The sequence below is a fragment of the Streptomyces sp. P9-A2 genome (assembly GCF_036634175.1).
GTDB classification, from domain to species: Bacteria; Actinomycetota; Actinomycetes; order Streptomycetales; family Streptomycetaceae; genus Streptomyces; species Streptomyces pratens.
On sequence record NZ_JAZIFX010000001.1, the window covers coordinates 7,924,046 to 7,939,797 of the forward strand.

14 protein-coding genes are annotated in these 15,752 nt (G+C 71.1%); 7 read left to right on the plus strand and 7 right to left on the minus strand.

The window, feature by feature from the left end; all coding sequences use genetic code 11:
* Positions 1–148: 148 nt before the first annotated feature.
* A complete protein-coding gene (locus V4Y04_RS35520) occupies positions 149–511 on the plus strand; it encodes a cupin domain-containing protein (RefSeq protein WP_332432386.1) in 363 nt (120 codons plus the stop codon).
* Here the strand turns inward: V4Y04_RS35520 and V4Y04_RS35525 are convergent.
* The 7 genes from V4Y04_RS35525 to rhaI form a co-directional block, all read right to left on the minus strand.
* Positions 508–780: a hypothetical protein gene (locus V4Y04_RS35525; RefSeq protein ID WP_332432387.1), complete on the minus strand. Its 273-nt coding sequence runs from the start codon at positions 778–780 to the stop codon at positions 508–510. The genes V4Y04_RS35520 and V4Y04_RS35525 overlap by 4 nt on opposite strands.
* A 256-nt stretch (positions 781–1,036) precedes the next feature.
* Entirely contained in the window at positions 1,037–1,678 is a 642-nt protein-coding gene (locus V4Y04_RS35530; RefSeq protein WP_332432388.1) for a LutC/YkgG family protein, read from the minus strand.
* Positions 1,675–3,219, minus strand: a complete 1,545-nt coding sequence (locus V4Y04_RS35535; protein ID WP_332432389.1) for a LutB/LldF family L-lactate oxidation iron-sulfur protein — start codon at positions 3,217–3,219, stop codon at positions 1,675–1,677. The genes V4Y04_RS35530 and V4Y04_RS35535 overlap by 4 nt, the downstream gene beginning before the upstream one ends.
* Entirely contained in the window at positions 3,216–3,974 is a 759-nt protein-coding gene (locus V4Y04_RS35540) for a (Fe-S)-binding protein (RefSeq protein WP_332432390.1), read from the minus strand. The genes V4Y04_RS35535 and V4Y04_RS35540 overlap by 4 nt, the downstream gene beginning before the upstream one ends.
* A 73-nt stretch (positions 3,975–4,047) precedes the next feature.
* Complete coding sequence (locus V4Y04_RS35545; RefSeq protein WP_332433126.1) at positions 4,048–5,439, minus strand: rhamnulokinase; 1,392 nt, start codon at positions 5,437–5,439, stop codon at positions 4,048–4,050.
* A gap of 56 nt (positions 5,440–5,495) precedes the next feature.
* Complete coding sequence (locus V4Y04_RS35550; protein WP_332432391.1) at positions 5,496–7,535, minus strand: bifunctional aldolase/short-chain dehydrogenase; 2,040 nt, start codon at positions 7,533–7,535, stop codon at positions 5,496–5,498.
* Positions 7,536–7,677: 142 nt separating this feature from the next.
* On the minus strand, positions 7,678–8,838 hold the full coding sequence (gene rhaI, locus V4Y04_RS35555) for an L-rhamnose isomerase (RefSeq protein WP_332432392.1): 1,161 nt from the start codon (positions 8,836–8,838) through the stop codon (positions 7,678–7,680).
* Positions 8,839–9,102: 264 nt separating this feature from the next.
* On the opposite strand from rhaI, the gene V4Y04_RS35560 reads away from it, so the two are divergent.
* Genes V4Y04_RS35560 through V4Y04_RS35585 form a run of 6 tightly spaced genes read left to right on the plus strand, consistent with a single transcriptional unit; the run spans position 9,103 to position 15,650 of the window.
* The gene (locus tag V4Y04_RS35560; RefSeq protein ID WP_332432393.1) at positions 9,103–10,620 is read left to right on the plus strand and encodes a sugar ABC transporter ATP-binding protein; all 1,518 of its coding nucleotides are present in this window, start codon (positions 9,103–9,105) and stop codon (positions 10,618–10,620) included.
* A complete protein-coding gene (locus tag V4Y04_RS35565; protein ID WP_332432394.1) occupies positions 10,617–11,657 on the plus strand; it encodes an ABC transporter permease in 1,041 nt (346 codons plus the stop codon). The genes V4Y04_RS35560 and V4Y04_RS35565 overlap by 4 nt, the downstream gene beginning before the upstream one ends.
* Positions 11,650–12,702 carry an ABC transporter permease gene (locus V4Y04_RS35570; protein WP_332432395.1) on the plus strand — a complete coding sequence of 351 codons (1,053 nt, stop codon included), beginning with the start codon at positions 11,650–11,652 and terminating at the stop codon, positions 12,700–12,702. Before V4Y04_RS35565 ends, V4Y04_RS35570 begins: the two co-directional genes overlap by 8 nt.
* 53 nt (positions 12,703–12,755) lie before the next feature.
* Complete coding sequence (gene rhaS, locus V4Y04_RS35575; RefSeq protein ID WP_332432396.1) at positions 12,756–13,841, plus strand: rhamnose ABC transporter substrate-binding protein; 1,086 nt, start codon at positions 12,756–12,758, stop codon at positions 13,839–13,841.
* A 35-nt stretch (positions 13,842–13,876) separates the two neighbouring features.
* A complete protein-coding gene (locus tag V4Y04_RS35580) occupies positions 13,877–14,197 on the plus strand; it encodes an L-rhamnose mutarotase (protein ID WP_332432397.1) in 321 nt (106 codons plus the stop codon).
* Positions 14,198–14,225: 28 nt separating this feature from the next.
* Complete coding sequence (locus tag V4Y04_RS35585; RefSeq protein WP_332432398.1) at positions 14,226–15,650, plus strand: BNR repeat-containing protein; 1,425 nt, start codon at positions 14,226–14,228, stop codon at positions 15,648–15,650.
* The last annotated feature ends 102 nt before the right edge of the window (positions 15,651–15,752 follow it).

Sequence of the window (15,752 nt, forward strand, 5' to 3'; positions counted from 1 at the left end):
CCGTACCGGTACCGGCCCCATCACCGAATGGCGTACCCGTCTTGACGGGCAGACGATGGAGTGATGGGCCGAGGCCCCCCGCCGGTGCCGCGCGGACGCCCCGAGACCGGCCGGCCGCGCGGGCGTACGGCCGGAAGGGAGCAGGGACATGCTGGAGATCAAGACACTGGACAAGCCGGACGAGCGGCGGGACTTCCCCAGGGGCCATCTCGAAGCCGTCCACATGACCGGGCTGGACTTCGCCGTGGCCGTTTTCGAGCCCGGGTGGCGCTGGTCCGAGTCCGTCGGACCGATCGCCGGAACGCCGAGCTGCCGGATCCACCACAACGGTTACGTCCTCCAGGGCCGCATGCGCATCCGCATGGACGACGGCGCCGAGAGCGAGGTCGGCCCCGGCGACGTCTTCGTCTGCACACCCGGCCACGACGCCTGGGTCGTCGGCGAGGAACAGGTCGTGGTGTACGACTTCGCGGGCGCCATGGCCCAGAGCTACGCGAAGGCCGCCGACTAGCGCCTTTCGTCCGGATCAGGCCGGCCGACGACGGGAGCGCCGAGCGACGCACGGTCGTCGTCGAGCGGTTCGCGACACCGGAGGAGTTCCGGGACTGCTTCGAGCAGCGCTACGGCCCGGTCATCAGCGTCTACAACTCCCTCGCGGGCGACCCCGAGCGCGTTGCCGCCCTTGACACCGAACCGGCAGGCCTCGCCCGCCGCCACGACCGGGGAACCGGGGAGGGCCATCTGGTCATGGACCGGGAATACCCGCTGTACGCTGCGCATCGCTCGCCCGCCTGAACCTCCATCTGGGGGCGGCACGGACTGAGCACGGACTGAACACGGACTGAACACGGACTGACAGCGCTATCCAAGCGCTTGTTCACCTCTTCTGTCATCCCCACGAGGGTGGGGTGGCCCTCATGACGGCCACCCCACCCTCGTCCCTGTTCACGCACCCGCACAGCCTCGGCCGCACTGGGCGCAGCCCTCTGTCCCGAAGGGGGGTACTCAGCGGCACCCCGCGGACGCGGGCAGAGGGTCAGCCGACCAGGACGACCTCCAGGACGCGCGGGCCGTGGACGCCCTCCACCCGGTCGAGTTCGATGTCGCTCGTCGCCGAGGGACCGGAGATCCAGGTCAGGGGACGTGCCGGATCGAGGCGCTCGAGGGCGTACGGGACGGAGGGGACGACCTGCGCGGCGCGGACGACACAGATGTGATGGTCCGGGACGAGGGTGATCCGGCGGCGGCCCTGGTCGGGGGAGCCGTCGAGGACGATCGTGCCGGTCTCGGCGACGGCGACCGCGCAGGCGGTGACCACGCTGTCGACCCGGTCCAGTTCGTGCGGGGTGCTCTCGGCCCGGTCCGCGACCCGCCTCACGTCGCTCCCCGCGAGCCAGCTCTCGTCCAGCCCCGGGGGGACGAGGACCGACGAGGAGCCGCGCGAGACCAGGAGCCCGGCGACGACCTCGGCCAGATGGCCGGCGTCGGTGCGGTGGACGATCGCACGGTAGTCGGCGAGGTTCTCGGCGAGGAGGTCCAGCGTCTGCGCGGGGGTGCGGTCACCGTGCTCGCGCAGGTAGTCGCGGGTGACCGCCCGCTCGTACGGGGCCCCGTCGCCCCGCGGGACGTCGGCGAGGGCGCGCCGCACCCGGCCCAGGATCCGTTCCCTGCTGCTCACCGGTCACCGTCCTTGTCCTCGGCCTTGTCCTTCGCCGGCGTCCCGGCACCGGTGGTCGTACTCACCGCGGCGGAGCCGCCCCTGCCGTGTGTGCGCTGCCACCAGTCGCGGAAGGGCTCCGCGGGCACCGCCGGAAGATCCCGGGTGCCGCTCCACGCCCGGCCGGGGCCCGGCAGGGTGCGCGGGTGCAGGCGCCGGGTGCGGGAGGCGAGGCGCTGGCCGGTGCGCAGCGCGCCCGGGTGCGAGAACGCCCAGCGGGCCGCGCGCATCGCGGCACGCTCGGCGGCGTGCCCCTTCACCGGCTGGAGCACGACCTTGTTGCCGTCCCGGACGGCCTGGCCGCCCTCCACGACCCGTTCCCGCAGATGCACCAGCACCTCGGGGATGTCGATGGCGACCGGGCACACCTCGTAGCAGGCCCCGCACAGCGACGAGGCGTACGGCAGGGAGGCGTCGATCTCGCTTGCCGTGCCCCGCAGTTGGGGACTGAGGATGGCGCCGATCGGGCCCGGGTAGACGGAGCCGTAGGCGTGGCCGCCGGCCCGCTCGTAGACCGGGCAGACGTTCAGGCACGCCGAGCAGCGGATGCAGCGCAGTGCCTGCCGGCCGACCTCGTCGGCAAGCGTGTCGGTGCGGCCGTTGTCCAGCAGGACGAGGTGGAAGGCGCGCGGGCCGTCCGCGTCGGTGGTGCCGGTCCAGGTGGACGTGTACGGGTTCATGCGCTCGGCGGTCGAGGAACGCGGCAGGGTCTGCAGGAACACCTCCAGGTCCTGCCAGGTCGGGACGATCTTCTCGATGCCGACGACCGAGATCAGCGTCTCCGGCAGGGTCAGGCACATCCGCCCGTTGCCCTCGGACTCCACCACCACCAGTGTGCCGGTCTCGGCGACCATGAAGTTGGCCCCGGAGATTCCGACCTTGGCACGCAGGAACTTCTCCCGCAGGTGCAATCGCGCGGCTTCGGCGAGTTCGGCGGGCGTGTCGGTGAGGCCCTCGGGTGCCGGGCGGCCCCAGCCGCTCATCTCGCGGGCGAAGATGTCCCGGATCTCCCCGCGGTTGCGGTGGATCGCGGGGACGAGGATGTGCGAGGGCCGGTCCTTGCCCAACTGAACGATCAGCTCGGCCAGGTCGGTCTCGTAGGCGCGGATGCCCGCCGCCTCGAGGGCCTCGTTGAGCTCGATCTCCTGCGTGGCCATCGACTTGACCTTGACGACCTCCGACTCGCCCGTCTCCTTGACGAGTGCGGTCACGATCCGGTTGGCCTCGGTGGCGTCGGCGGCCCAGTGGACCGTGCCGCCCGCGGCCGTCACCGACTCCTCCAACCGCACGAGGTACTCGTCCAGGTGATGGAGCGTATGGTCCTTGATCCGCTTGCCGGCCTCCCGCAGCTGTGCCCAGTCCGACAGCTCCGCGACGGCCTTCGCCCGCTTGGCCCGGATGGTGTGCGTGGCATGCCGGAGGTTGCCGCGCAGGGTGGTGTCGCGTACCGCCTCCCGCGCGGCCTGCGGAAAGGCCGGCATCCCGACGAACGTTCCGCTCATACGGCCGTCGCCTCCTCTTCCGTGCTCGCCAGGATCTCCGCGATGTGCACCGGCCGCATGCCGGTCCGCAGCCGGGTCATCGTCCCCCCGATGTGCATCAGGCAGGAGTTGTCCGCCGCGCACAGCACCTCGGCGCCCGTCGACTCGGCGTTGCGCACCTTGTCGGTGCCCATCGCCGCGGAGACGTCGGGGTTCTTCAGCGCGAACGTGCCGCCGAATCCGCAGCACTCGTCGGCCCCCGGCAGTTCGGCCAGCTCCAGCCCCTTCACGGCTTCCAGGAGCCGCCGCGGCCGGTCGCCGAGTCCGAGGGAGCGCAGCCCGTGACAGGTGGGGTGGTAGGTCACCGTGTGCGGGTAGTACGCGCCGACGTCCGTCACCCCCAGTACGTCCACCAGGAACTCGGTGAGTTCGTACGTCTTCGGCACCACCGGCGCCAGCGTGGCCGCGAGGCCGCCCCCGCGCCCCTCCACGCGGGCCCGCTCGCCCATCCGGGGATACAGCTCCCGCACCATCGCCCCGCACGACCCCGACGGCGTCACGATCGCGTCGTAGTCCCCGAAGACCTCGGAGAAGCGCCGGGCGAGCGGCTCGGCCTCGTGCCGGTACCCGGTGTTGTAGTGCGCCTGCCCGCAGCAGGTCTGCGCCATGGGGAAGTCGACCTCGACGCCGAGCCGGGTCAGCAGCTTCACCACCGCGCGCCCGGTGTCGGGATAGAGCGTGTCGTTGACGCAGGTCAGGAACAGGGCGACACGCATCGCGGCTCCTTGTGGATCGATCGTCGGGTGGATGCAGGGTAGTGCGCGGGCGCCGCGCGGGGGAGACCTCCGGTCAGCCCCGGGCGAGCCGGGCCCGAGCGGCCTCCCACCGCCGCGTTCCGCCGCGCGGTTCGTACCGCGTCAGCAGCTGGGTACGGGTGAGCAGGCGTCGCATCCCGGCCAGGTCGCCGGCCGGTCCGTGCACACCGGCCTGGACGAGGACGTTGCCCAGCGCGGCCGCCTCGGTCGGGCCGGCCACCACCGGCAGCCCGCAGGCGTCGGCGGTCAGCTGGCACAGCAGGGCGTTGCGGGTGCCACCGCCCACGATGTGCACGACGTCGACCGCCCGTCCCGCGAGCCGCTGGGCGTCCTCGACCGCGCCGCGGTGCGCGAGGGCGAGCGAGTCGAGGATGCAGCGGGTGATCTCGGCGGGGGAGCCGGGCACCGGCTGCCCCGAGACCCGGCAGGCCTCGGCGATCCGCTCCGGCATCCGCCCCGGCGCCAGGAACGCCGCGTCCCCGGCGTCCACCACGGACCGCAGCGCCGGCACCTTCGCCGCCTCCAGGAGCAGCGCCCCCAGGTCCGGATCGCCCCAGGCCCGTACGCACTCCTGGAGCAGCCACAGGCCCATGATGTTGCGCAAGTACCGGACGGTGCCGTCCAGCCCCAGCTCGTTGGTGAAGTTGGCGGCGCGGCTCTCCTCGGTCAGGACCGGGGCGTCCAGTTCGAGACCGGCCAGCGACCAGGTACCCGTGCAGATGTAGGCGAACCGCTCACCGGTGGCGGGCACGGCGGCCACCGCGGAGGCGGTGTCGTGCGAGCCGACCGCCGTCACCGGGACGGGGCCGGCCAACCCGGTCTCCTCCAGTATCTCGGGCCGCAACTCTCCGGCTGGATCGCCTGGTTGGCGCAGCGGCGCGAACAGGGAGAGATCGATGCCCAGCCGCTCCGCGACTGTGTGGGACCAGTCGCGGGTGCGCGGGTCGATCAGCTGAGTGGTCGAGGCGTTGGTCAGCTCCGTGCCCTGCTCACCGGTGAGCCAGTACGTCAGCAGATCAGGGATCAGCAACAGCCGTTTGGCCTGTGCCAGTTGGTCCGTGCCGCGGGCCGCCGTCAGCTGGTACAGGGTGTTGAACGGCGCGTACTGCAGACCGGTTGCCGCGTACAGCTCCTCGGCGGGCACGCTCGCCCACACCTTCTCCGCGACCCCCTCCGTACGGCGGTCGCGGTAGTGCACCGGATTGCCCAGCAGCGCTCCGTCCGCGTCGAGCAGGCCGTAGTCCACGGCCCAGCTGTCGATGCCGACGGACGCCGGCCCGTCGCCCGCCGCCCGCAGCCCGTCCAACACTCCGGCGTACAACCCGAGGATGTCCCAGCGCAGCCCCTCGGGCACGCGCACGGGCCGGTTGGGGAAGCGGTGGACCTCGGTCAGCTCCAGGCTGTCGGGGCCGACGCGGCCGACCATGACACGCCCACTGGACGCGCCGAGGTCGACCGCCGCGTACGGCCGCGCACCGGCGTTCACCGCAGGAATGCGGCGGCGACGCCGGCGTCGACCGGGATGTGCAGGCCGGTGGTGTGGGTGAGGTCACCGCCGGTCAGCGCGAAGACGGCGGCCGCGACGTGTTCGGGCAGCACCTCCCGCTTCAGCAGCGTGCGCTGTGCGTAGAACTCGCCCAGCTTCTCCTCGGGCACCCCGTACACGGCCGCCCGCTGCGCGCCCCAGCCACCGGCGAAGATGCCCGAGCCGCGCACCACACCGTCCGGGTTGACGCCGTTGACCCGGATGCCGTGCTCACCCAGCTCGGCCGCGAGGAGCCGCACCTGATGGGCCTGGTCGGCCTTGGTGGCCGAGTAGGCGATGTTGTTCGGACCGGCGAACACGGCGTTCTTGGACGCGATGTAGACGATGTCGCCGCCCAGTCGCTGCGCGATCATCACGCGGGCCGCCTCGCGGGAGACGAGGAAGGAGCCGCGGGCCATGATGTCGTGCTGGAGGTCCCAGTCCTTCGCGGACGTTTCCAGGAGCGGCTTGGAGATCGAGATCCCGGCGTTGTTCACCACCAGGTCGACCCCGCCGAACGCGAGCACCGCCGCCCGGAACGCTTCCTCGATCTGCTCCTCCGACGTCACGTCCACGCTCACGGCGACGGCCTTGTCCGGCCCGCCCAGTTCCTCGGCGACCGCGACCGCGTTGTCGCCGTTCAGGTCGGCCACGACGACACAGGCGCCCTCGGCCGCCAGCCGCCGCGCGATCGCCTTCCCGATCCCGCTTCCGGCCCCGGTCACCAGCGCCACCCGGGTGGCGAGCGGCTTCGGCTCCGGCATCCGCCGGAGCTTCGCCTCCTCCAGGGCCCAGTACTCGATGCGGAACTTCTCCGACTCCTCGATCGGCGCGTACGCCGAGACCGCCTCGGCGCCCCGCATCACATTGATCGCGTTGAGGTAGAACTCGCCGGCGACCCGGGCGGTCTGCTTGTCCTTGCCGAAGCTGAACATGCCCACACCGGGGATCAGCACGATCGCCGGGTCGGCGCCGCGCATGGCGGGGGAGTCGGGTGTGGCGTGGGCCGTGTAGTAGGCGGCGTACTCCTCGCGGTAGGCGGCGTGCAGCTCCTTCAGCCGGGCCACGGCCTCCTCCGTCGGGACCGACGGCGGCAGATCGAGGACGAGCGGCCGGACCTTGGTGCGCAGGAAGTGGTCCGGGCAGGAGGTGCCGAGCGCGGCCAGCCGGGGGTGCTCGGCACGGGCCAGGAAGTCCAGTACGGCCTCGGAGTCGTCGAAATGCCCGACCTGGGCCCGGTCCTGCGAGGCGACGGCCCGCACGTACGGAGCCAGGGCGGAGGCCCGCTCCCGCCGCTCGTCCTCGGGAAGCGCCTCGTACCCCTCGATCACTGGCCCGAACGGCTCCGGTCGGCCGCGCTCGGCGAGGAACTTCTCGGCGGTGCGGATGATGTGCAGCGAGTTCCGCTCGCACTCCTCGGAGGTGTCACCCCACGCCGTGATCCCGTGCCCGCCCAGGACGCACCCGACGGCCTGCGGGTTGGCCTCCTTCACGGCGGCGATGTCCAGACCGAGCTGGAAACCGGGCCGCCGCCACGGCACCCATACGACGGTGTCGCCGAAACACTCGGCGGTCAGCTTCTCCCCGTCGGCCGCACAGGCGAGCGCGATGCCGGAGTCGGGGTGCAGATGGTCCACGTGCGGGGCTTCGACCAGCCCGTGCATCGCCGTGTCGATCGAGGGCGCCGCACCGCCCTTGCCGTGCAGGCAGTAGTCGAACGCGGCGACCATCTCGTCCTCGCGGTCGACCCCGGGGTAGACGTCGGTCAGCGCCCGCAGCCGGTCCAGCCGCAGCACGGCGAGCCCCGCCCCGGTCAGCGTCCCGAGATCCCCACCGGATCCCTTGACCCACATCAGCTCCACATCACCCCCGGTGACGGGATCGGTGGCGGTGCCCTTGGCGGAGGTGTTCCCGCCGGCGTAGTTGGTGTTGCGGGGGTCGGCACCGAGCCGGTGGGAACGGGCGAGGAGGGCGTCGGCTGCGGAATGGGTTGCCATAAGAGATCAGTCCTTGTCGAACGAGGGGCGGTGAAGCGCCCCGGCGGCGGCGCGGGGCAGTGTCACTGTGCGGCTGCCGCCGCACGGGCGCGATCAGCCGCACACGGCCCGTGGCCCGGAAGCGGCAGAACCCGGCAGACGTCTACGCCCCCCACCCCGCCTGCTCCCCACCCACCCGCTCCGCGACGATCCTCTCGGCCCACCCGGACCGCCGGTACGCCTCGATGGGGTCGGGGTCCAACCCCATCTCCTCGCGCACCTCCCGCAGCAACGGCCGCACATCCGTGTTGTACGCGTCCATCAGCACGGCATTGGCCCCCAGCACATCGCCGGAGGCCTGCGCGGCGGCCAGCGCCCCCGCATCGACGAGCAGCGCCTTCGCCGTGGCCTCCTGCACGTTCATCACCGACCGGATGATCGCCGGGATCTTCGCCTCGATGTTGTGACACTGGTCGAGCATGAACGTGGTCCCGGACGTGAACCCGCCCGCGCGCACCACCTCGTGCATGATCCGGAACAGCTGGAACGGGTCGGCGGAGCCCACCATCAGGTCGTCGTCTGCGTAGAAGCGCGAGTTGAAGTCGAACCCGCCGAGCCGTTCCTCACGCAGCAGCGTCGCGACGATGAACTCGATGTTGGTGCCCGGCGCGTGGTGGCCCGTGTCGACGACGACCTGAGCGCGCGGTCCGAGCTTCAGGCAGTGCGCGTACGCGGTGCCCCAGTCCGGGACGTCCGTGGTGTAGAACGCCGGCTCGAACAGCTTGTACTCCAGCAGCATCCGCTGCCCCTCGCCGAGCCGCCCGTACACCTCCGCGAGAGCTTCGGCGAGCCGGTCCTGCCGGGCACGGATGTCGTCCTGGCCGGGATAGTTCGTACCGTCGGCGAACCACAGCTTCAGGTCCGCCGAACCGGTCGCGTCCATGATGCCGACGCACTCGAGGAGATGGTCCACGGCCTTGCGGCGGACCGCCGCGTCCGGGTGGCAGACACTGCCGAGCCGGTAGGCGTCGTCCTGGAAGGTGTTGGAGTTGATCGTGCCGAGCCGCACACCGCGGTCCTCGGCGTGCTGGGCCAGCGCGGTGTAGTCGTCGACCTTGTCCCACGGGATGTGCAGCGCCACCGAGGGCGCCACTCCCGTGAACTCGTGCACCTTGGCCGCGTCGTCCAGCTTCTCCTGCGGGGTGCGGGGCACACCCTGCTGCGCGAACACCTTGAAACGGGTGCCCGAGTTGGCGTACGCCCACGACGGCGTCTCGACGGCCTGTGTCTTGAGAGCGGCCTTCGCCGCGGCGAGCTCGGTCACGTCAGGGCTCCTGTGACATCGGGTCCTCATCGACCACGGAGTGAAACGATTCAGTACGGGAAGTTATGGCGCCCCGGAAGAGGTGTCAACCCCTCCGCCCAAGACCGCCCTTCGTGACCAGGGAGTGATCCGAAGCTGTCGAAACCTTTTCGACCGGGACCCATTGACGTGACATGCGCCGCGCGCCTAACGTCCCGGCAACCCAGTTGAAACCTTTCACGACGCCGCGAGGGCCGCCCCGCCGGACGTCGTCGAGGAGCTCTCATGACCCACCCGTCCGACACGGGTCCGGCCGCCCCGGTTCTCGCACTGAGGGACGTCTCCAAGTCCTTCGGCGCGGTCCGCGCCCTGCGGGACGTCTCCCTGGACCTGTTCCCCGGCGAGGTGCACGCCCTGGCCGGCGAGAACGGAGCCGGTAAGTCGACCCTCATCAAGACGCTCGCCGGAGTGCACCGGCCGGACGCCGGCCAGGTGCTGCTCGACGGCGCGCCCGTCCTCTTCCACGGACCCGGCGACGCCCGCGACGCCGGGATCGCCGTGATCTACCAGGAACCCACGCTCTTCCCCGACCTGTCGATCGCCGAGAACATCTACATGGGCCGGCAGCCCAGACGTGCTCTCGGCCGCATCGACCACAAGGCCACCCGCACCGCGACCGCCGCCCTGATGCGGCGGCTCGGCGTCGAACTCGACCCCGACCGCCCGGCCCGCGGCCTGTCCATCGCCGACCAGCAGATCGTCGAGATCGCCAAGGCGCTCTCCTTCGACGCCCGCGTCCTGATCATGGACGAGCCGACCGCCGCCCTCACCGGCAGCGAGGTCGCCCGCCTCTTCGGCGTGGTGCGCACCCTGCGCGAACAGGGCGCGGCGGTCCTGTTCATCTCCCACCGCCTGGAAGAGATCTTCGAGATCTGCGGGCGGGTCACCACCCTGCGCGACGGCGCCCGGATCGCCAGTGAACCGCTGGACGGCATGACCGAGGACGACCTGGTGCGCCGCATGGTCGGCCGCGACCTCGAGGAGCTCTACCCCAAGCAGGAGGTGCGCCCCGGCGGGATCGCCCTGAGCGTACGCCGGCTGACCCGCGAGGGCGTCTTCACCGACGTCTCCTTCGACGTGCGCCGCGGCGAGATCGTCGGCCTCGCCGGACTCGTGGGCGCCGGGCGCACCGAGGTGGCCCGCGCCGTGTTCGGCATCGACCGCCGGGACGCCGGCGAGGTCGAGATCGACGGCCGCGCGCTGACCAACGGCGCCCCGTCCACCGCCATGGCCGCCGGCCTCGCCCTGGTCCCCGAGGACCGGCGCGCCCAGGGCCTGGTGATGGACATGTCCATCGAGCGCAACATCGGCCTGACCGGACTGCGTACGACCGTCCGCGCCGGCCTGATGGACCGGGGTGCCGAACGCAGCCGCTCCCTGGACTGGGCGGTCAGACTGCACGTCAAGTACGCCCGGATCGCCGACACCGTCAACACGCTCTCCGGCGGCAACCAGCAGAAGGTCGTCCTCGCCAAGTGGCTCGCCACCGGCCCCAAGGTGCTCATCGTGGACGAGCCGACCCGCGGCATCGACGTCGGCACCAAGGCCGAGGTGCACCGGCTGCTCTCCCAGCTCGCCGCCGACGGTGTCGCCGTGCTGATGATCTCCTCCGACCTGCCCGAGATCCTCGGCATGGCCGACCGCGTGCTGGTGATGCACGAGGGCCGGATCACCGCCGAGATCCCCCGCACCGACGCCACCGAGGAAACCGTGATGGCCGCAGCCACGGGGAGGGCCGCATGACGGTCGTCAGCCCCGACCCCACCCCCGTCGTCGAGGCGGCGAAGTCCAGCGGCACCCGGCTGGTCGACCGCGTGTTCAAGGTGCGCGAACTCGCCATCCTGCTGGTCTTCCTGGTGATGATCGCCGTCACCCAGGCCGGCAACAGCGAGTTCCTGTCCGAGCAGGGCATCAAGGACCTGCTGCTGAACGCGACCATCCTGGTCCTGGTCGCCACCGGCCAGGCCCTGGTGGTCATCACCCGCAACGTCGACCTGTCCGTCGGCTCCACGCTCGGCATCTCCGCCTTCGCCGCCGGGATGTACCTCCAGGGCGGTGGGAACCCGGTCGTCGCCGTCGCGCTGGCGGTACTGCTCGGCATCGGCTTCGGACTGCTCAACGGACTGCTCGTCAGCCTCGGCCAGGTACCCGCGCTCGTCGTCACCCTCGGCACCCTCTACATCATCCGCGGCATCGACTCCATCTGGGTCGGCTCCCGCCAGATCACCGCCGCCGACCTCCCCACAGAATTCGTCGACTTCGGTTCCGGCGGCATTTCGGCCGTGCCCTACCTGGCCCTGATCGCGATCGCGGTCCTCGTGGCCACGGCGTACTACATGAAGCACTTCGGCAGCGGCCGCGAACTGTACGCCCTGGGCTCCAATCCCGAGGCCGCCCGGCTCGCCGGCATCCCCGTACGCAAGCGGATCCTCGCCGCCTACACCTTCTGCGGCGCCCTCGCGGGCCTCGCGGGCGCGCTGTACCTGGCCAGGTTCGGCAACGTCGACTCCGGCACCGGCACCGGCTACGAACTCACCGTCGTCAGCGCCGTCGTGGTCGGCGGCGTCGTCTTCACCGGCGGCTCCGGCAGTGTCTACGGCGCCGCCCTCGGCGCGCTGCTGCTGACCTCCGTCAACAGCGTCCTGCCCGCCCTCGGCGTCAGCTCCGTATGGGTGCTCGCCATCAACGGCACCCTGCTCATCCTCGCCATCGCGGTCGACCGGATCGTCGCCCTGCGCGTGGCCACCGCCCTGAAGAAGAGGAACGCCCGCCATGGCTGACTCCGCTCTCGCGCGCGCCGTTGGCCGGTCCCCCTCCGTGCGCTGGGACACGGTCGTGGGCGCCCTGCTCGTCGTCGTCCTGCTGCTGTCCTTCACCACCGTCGACGGCTTCGGCAACGCGCTCAACCTGTCCTTCCTGATCGGCAACACCCTGCCGATCGCGCTGATCGCCCTGCCCATGACACTGCTCGTGGTCTCCGGCGAGATCGACCTCTCCGTCGCCTCCACCGCCGGCCTGTCCGGCGCGGTCATGGGCGCCCTGTGGAACCAGGGCATGACCATCGAGGCGATCATCCCCGTCTGCCTGCTCATCGGTGTGCTCTGCGGTCTGGTCAACGGCCTGCTCGTCACCCGGCTCGGACTGCCCTCCCTCGCCGTCACCATCGGCACCCTCGCCGCCTACCGCGGCATCGCACAGATCGTGCTCGGCTCCGACGCGGTGACCGACTTCCCCGCGCAGTACCTGGACTTCGCCGCCGGACGCATCGGCGACACCTTCGTCCCGTACGCGCTGCTGCCGTTCCTGGTCCTGCTCGCGATCGCCGTCGTCGCCCTGCACGCCACCCCGTTCGGGCGCTCGCTCTTCGCCATCGGGGCCAGCGAGGAGGCCGCACGCTTCGCCGGCATCAGGGTCAGGCGGCAGAAGCTGATCCTGTTCACACTGACCGGCCTGATGGCCTCCCTCACCGGAGTCTTCTGGGCCCTGCACTACGCCAGCGCCCGCTACGACAACGCCACCGGGCTCGAACTCTCCGTCGTCGCCGCCGTGCTGCTCGGCGGCATCGACTTCGACGGCGGCAAGGGCACCCTCGGCGGCGCGATCGCGGGTGTCTTCCTGCTCGGCGCGCTGCAGAACGTCATGAGCCTCGTCAACGTCTCCGCCCAGTCGCAGATCGTCGTCACCGGCGTCCTGCTCGTCGTCTCCGTGCTCGGCCCACGCGTCGCACGGCAGATCTCCGCCGCACGTGCCGGACGCCGGGCCGCACCGCCACCGGCGTCCGCCGCTCCACCACCGGTGTCCAAGGCATCCACCCAGGCCCCGTGAATCCTCCTCGCCCGTCCACGCCGCCCGTCCTTCTCGCCCGTAAGGAACCCACCATGCGCAAGTCCTCCCTCCGCCGGACCTGTGCGGCCCTCGCCGCCGTCACCTCCCTCGCCCTGGCAGCCACCGCCTGCGGCGGCACCACCAAGGACGACGTCAAGAACGAGGGCGGCGGCCCGGCGGCCACGGCCGGCAAGGCCGACCCCGACGCGCCCACCAAGAAGGGCCTGACCGTCGGCTTCCTGCCCAAGCAGGTCAACAACCCCTACTTCACCAGCGCCGACAAGGGCGGCGAGAAGGCCCTGAAGGAACTGGGCTCCACCTACAAGGAGGTCGGCCCCTCCAGCGCCACCGACACCGCCGGCCAGGTCTCCTACGTCAACACGCTCACCCAGCAGCAGGTCGACGCCATGGCCGTCTCCGCGCAGGACCCCGGCGCGCTGTGCACCGCGCTCAAGCAGGCCATGAAGAACGGCATCAAGGTCGTCACCTACGACTCCGACACCACAGCCGACTGCCGCAACGCCTTCGTCTCGCAGGCCAGCGGCGAGGACCTGGGCCGCACCGAGGTCCAACTGCTCGCCGAACAGATCGACCACAAGGGCGAGATCGCGATCCTGTCCGCCGCGCAGACCGCGACGAACCAGAACGCCTGGATCGAGTTCATGAAGGACGAACTGAAGGACCCCAAGTACAAGGACATCAAGCTGGTCAAGGTCGCCTACGGCAACGACGACGCCCAGCAGTCCTTCCAGCAGACCCAGGGCCTGCTCCAGGAGTACCCGAACCTGAAGGGGATCATCTCCCCGACCACCGTCGGCATCAAGGCCGCCGCCCAGTACCTGTCCGGCTCCAAGTACAAGGGCAAGGTCAAGCTGACCGGCCTCGGCACCCCCAACGACATGCGCAAGTACGTCAAGAACGGCACCGTCGAGGCGTTCGAGCTGTGGGACCCGGCCAAGCTCGGCGAACTCGCCGCGCGCACCGCGGTCGCCCTGTCCTCCGGCCAGATCACCGGCAAGGAGGGCGAGACCTTCGAGGCCGGCGCGATGGGCGAGTACACCATCGGCAAGGACGGCGTGATCAACCTCGGCAAGCCCACCGTCTTCGACGCGAAGAACATCGACGACTTCGACTTCTGAGCCACAGTCACCTCGTACTGAAGGAGCGGTACTTCATGCAGCGCGTCTGTTTCCTGCTCAAGGTCCGCCGGGACCGGATCGCCGAGTACCGCGAACGTCACGCCGCCGTGTGGCCCGAGATGTGCGAGGCGCTCTCGGCCACCGGCTGGCACAACTACTCCCTCTTCCTGCGCGACGACGGCCTCCTCGTCGGCTACCTCGAGACCCCGGACTTCGAGGCCGCCCGCTCCGCCATGGAGGCCACCGACGTCAACGCCCGCTGGCAGGCGGAGATGGCCCCCCTCTTCGAGACCCTCGACGGCGCCCGCCCGGACGAGGCGATGAAACCGCTCACCGAAGTCTTCCACCTCGCCTGAGAACGGACCCCACCCGAGGAGCCCCGAGATGAGACGACGCACCCTGCTGGCCGGAGCCGCACTCGGCGCCGTGGCCGGAACCGCTCTCGGCGGGGCCGCCGCCCGCGCCGCCGCCCCCGGCCCGTCGGTCACCCCGGCCGGCCGCACCACCCTCGACGACCGGGCCGTCTACTTCGTTTCCTACGACGGCCTGGTCAACAACAACTCCTTCCAGAAGAACGGCCTGCTGACCTACAAGGGACACCAGTACGCCGTCTGGTACACCGCCGACCGCAACGCCGTCGTCGGCCGCCGCATCCTCGGCGCGAGCACCTGGCAGGCCGTCAGGATCGGCCACACACTCCGTTATAACGACTCCCACAACGTCATCTCCATGGGCGTCTCGAAGACCGACGGCAGCCTGCACCTCCACATGGACTCCCACAGCGACGGCTTCACCTACGTCAAGTCCGTCGCCGGGCTCATGGACAACCCGTCCGGGCTGAGCTGGACCGCGAGCCGTTTCGGCGCCCCGCAGTCCACGCTCGACGGCCTCGCCCTCACCTCGCAGTTCACCTACCCCCAGTTCGTCTCCACCCCCGAGGGCCGGCTCCAGCTCAGCTATCGCGCCGGCGTCTCGGGCAACGGGCGCAACGCGCTGGCCGAGTACGACGGCACCCGCTGGACGGCGCTGGGGGAGTGGACCGCCTCCACCGGCACCTACCGCAGCGAGCACGGCTCCTCCACCGCCCGCAACATGTACCTGCACGGCATCGACTACGACCGCAACGGCCGCCTGCACGCCTTCTTCACCTGGCGGGAGCAGAACGGCGCCGTCATGTGCAGCCCCGGCGGCATCACCAACCACGACACCGGCTACGTCCACTCCGACGACCGGGGCCGCACCTGGCGCAACGACGCGGGCACCGCCGTCGCCACCACCGGCACCGCCGACCGGGTCTCCGTCACCGACCCCGGCCTGGTCGTCGACCCGCTGAACGCGGACCACTCCCTGATGAACCAGGAGAGCCAGTCCACCGACTCCGCCGGCCGGCCGCACGCGATCATCAGCTACGTCCCCGGCCGCTTCGGCCAGTGCACCACCGACTACGTCGCCGACCGCACCGCGAACGGCCGCGCCTTCCACGTCCGCCGCACCGCTGCCGGCACCTGGCGCAAGACCGAGATCCCCGTCCCGCTGAACTCCAGCCAGCGCACCCGGCTGCTCCTCGACCGGTACGACAACGCCTACGCGGTCCTCCCCTACGGCCGGATCGCCGGCGCCTCCGCGGCCTCGGACCACACCGACTGGACCCTGCTGTACGACGGCGCCGGCCTGAACGCCTTCGGCGAGGTCCTGATCGACGAGACCCGGCCGGCCCAGGACGGCGTGCTGTCGGTCATGTACCAGGAACGGTCCACCGGTACCACCCCATCGGCGCTGCACGTCGCCGACTTCCGACTGCCCACCTGACCCCCGCCCGGCTTCCGCCCCGCCGGCCGGTCCCGCCCGATCCGGCCGCCGCCGACCGCGGGGCGGCCGGGCCGGTAATGTGAACGACCACCGGCCGCCCCT